The organism is Actinokineospora sp., assembly GCF_050699995.1.
Classification (GTDB): Bacteria; Actinomycetota; Actinomycetes; order Mycobacteriales; family Pseudonocardiaceae; genus Actinokineospora.
The window spans coordinates 1-3568 of the sequence record NZ_JBOHGC010000137.1 but is presented as its reverse complement, the minus strand read 5'-3'; the positions used below and the strand labels follow the sequence as shown (position 1 = coordinate 3568).

At 65.8% G+C, this 3568-nt stretch carries 3 protein-coding genes; 2 read left to right on the top strand and 1 reads right to left on the bottom strand.

Annotated elements, in window-relative coordinates; translation table 11 throughout:
- A partial coding sequence (locus tag ACRDSQ_RS08175; protein WP_431420133.1) for an ISL3 family transposase occupies positions 1-742 on the bottom strand: 742 nt, incomplete at its 3' end.
- Positions 743-965: 223 nt separating this feature from the next.
- Here ACRDSQ_RS08175 and istA point away from each other — a divergent pair.
- A complete protein-coding gene (gene istA / locus ACRDSQ_RS08170) occupies positions 966-2501 on the top strand; it encodes an IS21 family transposase (protein WP_431420131.1) in 1536 nt (511 codons plus the stop codon).
- Positions 2498-3325 (top strand): ATP-binding protein, encoded by an 828-nt coding sequence (locus tag ACRDSQ_RS08165; protein ID WP_431420130.1) that lies wholly within the window; start codon positions 2498-2500, stop codon positions 3323-3325. The genes istA and ACRDSQ_RS08165 overlap by 4 nt, the downstream gene beginning before the upstream one ends.
- The last annotated feature ends 243 nt before the right edge of the window (positions 3326-3568 follow it).

The following is a 3568-nucleotide window of genomic DNA, read 5'->3' as shown; positions in this document are numbered from 1 at the left end:
GGCATGTGCGGTGGGCGATCACGGTCTTCTCGACGGCCTCGCCCAGGTTCTTCCATAGGTGCCAACGATCCGCGCACTGAGTTGCCTGCGGTGCGCCTCGCGTGCTGGCCTCGGCGTAGGCGCCGGCGCGGTCTCGAGCGATAAACTGGATCTCAGGGTGGGCCTTCAGCCACTCCACGAGTGTGTCGGCCTCCCGGTCCGGGAGCACGTCGATGGGTTGGTGTGTCGCGAGATTGATCAAGATCGTGGCGTATGTCTGTCCTTTCCTGATCGCGAAATCGTCGACGCCCAGGGCCGTGATCTCGCCGATCGGCTCCTCCGGCAGGCCCTGCAGCAGCCGTAACAGCGTGTTCCGACTGACCGACAATCCCAGCACCGCGGCTAACCGTGCGCCCGCACGACCGGCCAGCGCAACGCCGATCGAGGTCAGCATCGCCCGCGACAATGGTGTTCTGCGCGCGTGCCGTGTGGCCACGCCGGCGGGCTGTTCGGTGAAGGTTCGCACGGCGCACTCGGTGCTGTCGCAGAAGAATCGTCGCACCCGCACGCGCAGCACCACGGTCCGGCCAGCGATCGGCGCATCGGCAAGCCTTCGGTCGTAGCGGCTGTGCACCCGGCTCGCGGAGTGACCACACGCGTGACAGGCCACCTCAGAAGCCGTCGAGCTCACCCACATCAGCACGCCACCGGCCGCTTGCTCGACCCGCTCGATCACCACACCGGCCAGGTGCGGAAATAGCATGTCAAGAACCTGATCACCGCACCTGGCAAATGATCACACATCGGGCTCCTCGTCCGTCGCGAGGAACAACTTGATCACGCAACTTGGCCCAGAGCCTGAGGATGGGACCACCAGATCAGGGTTTTGCCACTGATGGGACCACCACCCGGATGTGTCCGTGTGGTGCCCCGGCTTCCGGTCGTCTGCCGTTTGTGCTGGTCAGATGGCGTATCGGGAGGTTTCGGTGATAGAGATCAAAGAGGTGCTGCGGCTGTGGTTGTCAGGCCACTCGCTGCGTGAGGTAACCCGGCTGGCCGGGCTGGACCGGAAAACGGTCCGCCGGTACGTCCAGGCCGCGCAGGCGGCTGGCGTGGCCCGTGAGAGCGGCGACGGGCAGCTGACGGACGAGGTTCTCGGGGCGGTGGTGGCGGTGGTCCGCCCGGACCGGCCTCGGGGCAACGGCGCGTCATGGGAGGCAATCGCCGCGCAACGCGAGCAGATCGCGGTCTGGCTGAAGCAGGACCTGACCCTTGCGAAGATCTACATGTTGCTCGGGCGTCGTGGTGTGGTGGTGCCGTATCGGACCCTGCACCGTTTCGCGGTGGCGGAGCTGGGGTTCGGTCGCCGGAAGGCGACTGTTCCGGTAGTCGACGGCAAGCCGGGGCAGGAAGTTCAGGTCGATTTCGGGCGCCTTGGGCTGGTCGCGGACCCGGCGACCGGTCGGCGGCGGGTTGGGCAGGGGTTGATCTTCACCGCGGTCTACTCGCGGCACATGTTCGTCTATCCGACGTTGCGGCAGACGCTGGAGGATGTCGTGGCCGGGTTCGAGGCCGCGTGGCTGTTCTTCGGCGGTGTGTTCGCGATTGTGGTGCCGGACAACATGAAGACGATTGTGGATCAGGCCGACGCGGTCGATCCGCGGTTGAACGACGCGTTCCGCGAGTACGCCCAGTCCCGCGGGTTCGCGGTGGATCCCGCCCGGGTCCGCCATCCTCGGGACAAGCCGAGGGTCGAGCGGTGTGTGCAGTACGCACGGTCGAATTTCTTTGCCGGAGAAGACTTCCGCGACATCGACGACTGCCGGGAGCGTGCGTCGACGTGGTGCGCCGAGGTCGCGGGGACGCGCATCCACGGCACCACCCAGCTGCGGCCAGGTGAAGTATTCGAGGCGGAGGAACGTCCGGTGTTGCTGCCGGCACCGACCGAGACGTTCGCGGTCCCGTCCTACACACGGCCGAAAGTCGCGCCGGATCGGCACATCGAGGTCGCCAGGGCTCTCTACTCTGTCCCGGGTGACCTTGTCGGGCAACGGATCCTGGCTCGCGCCGACGGTACGACGGTCAAGCTCTACTGGCGTGGGCAGCTGATCAAAGTCCACCCGGATCAGCAGCCTGGTCGGCGGCGCACCGACCCGGCGGACCTGCCCAGCGAGGTGACCGCCTACGCCATGCGGGACCTCGACGCGTTGCACCGCCGCGCTGCGGCGCACGGTGAGCACATCGCCGCCTACACCACCGCTCTGCTGGAACATCCGTTGCCCTGGACGAAAATGCGACAGGTTTATCGACTGCTCGGCCTGGTCCGACGGCACGGTGCCGACGCGGTCGACGTGGCCTGCGGGCGCGCACTGGAGGCCGAGGCGATCAACGTCGGCCTGATCGACCGCATGCTCACCCGCGGCCTCGACGGCCAGCCCACCGCAGCGCCGGCGGTTCCGCTCAGCAATGCAAGCCGTTTCGTCCGTGACAGCAAGGACTTCACCGTCAGGAGGCCCTCATGAGCCCCACCAACCGCGCCACCACAGCCCGGAACACGACCACCAAACCCATCGAGGTCACCGCGGAACTCAAGGCGCTGCTGCGACGCCTGAAGCTCGGCCGGTTGCTCGACACCCTGCCTGAGCGTCTCGCGCTGGCCCGCGGCGAACACCTGCCGCATCATGACTTCCTGGAGATGCTGCTCGCCGACGAGGTCACCCGCCGCGATCGCCAATCAGCGCTGGTCCGCGCGAAGACCGCGCACCTGGAACCTGGCATGCACCTGGACGCCTGGGACGAGTCGACCAAGGTGACCTACGACCGGCAACTCTGGGCCGAGCTGACCTCGCTGCGGTTCCTCGCCGACTCCTACAACGTCCTCGTCATGGGACCGGTCGGAGTCGGGAAAACGTTCCTGGCCAACGCATTGGGACACGCGGCGGTCCGACGCCGCTACACCGTCCACGCCGAACGCGCCGACAAGGTATTCAAGCGCCTCAAAGCCGCAAGGCTGGACCACACCTACGACGACGAGATGCGCAAACTGCACCGAGTCGAGCTGCTCATCCTCGACGACCTGGCCCTGCATCCGCTGGATGCGTTGCAGACCAACGACTTCTACCAGCTGATCGTGGAACGTCACCGGGAAGCCTCCACCATCATCACCTCCAACCGGGAACCGCCCGAGATCCTGGCCATGATGGCCGACCCGCTGCTGGCCCAGTCCGCGATCGACCGGTTCCAGTCCGCCGCCTTCGAGCTCGTCATCGAAGGCGAGAGCTACCGGCAACGACAGAAGCCCACCTTCGCCACCCTCACCGACCGAGACGACGACAGCCAAAGTTGACCTATTCCACCTCCTGGACCACCATCAACACACGGCCCGCGACCGCCAGCCCGAGATGGTCCCTCGTGGAAAACGGTGGTCCCATTCTCGTGGCAGGCGACAGTTGAACGCTGACTTCTGAGCTTGAGTTTTAAGGTCTCAGAGCCCAGTGGGACCCCCGGTTGATCATGGATGAAGCCCTTGGTTGATCATTCCTTCTTGCGACAGAGGAAGATCACAACCAAGGGCTTCAGTTGATCAGTG

What these genes read in the sequence shown, in the direction of transcription:
- ACRDSQ_RS08165 (WP_431420130.1), top strand. Translation starts at nt 2,498, where the DNA reads ATGAGCCCCACCAACCGCGCCACCACAGCCCGGAACACGACCACCAAA.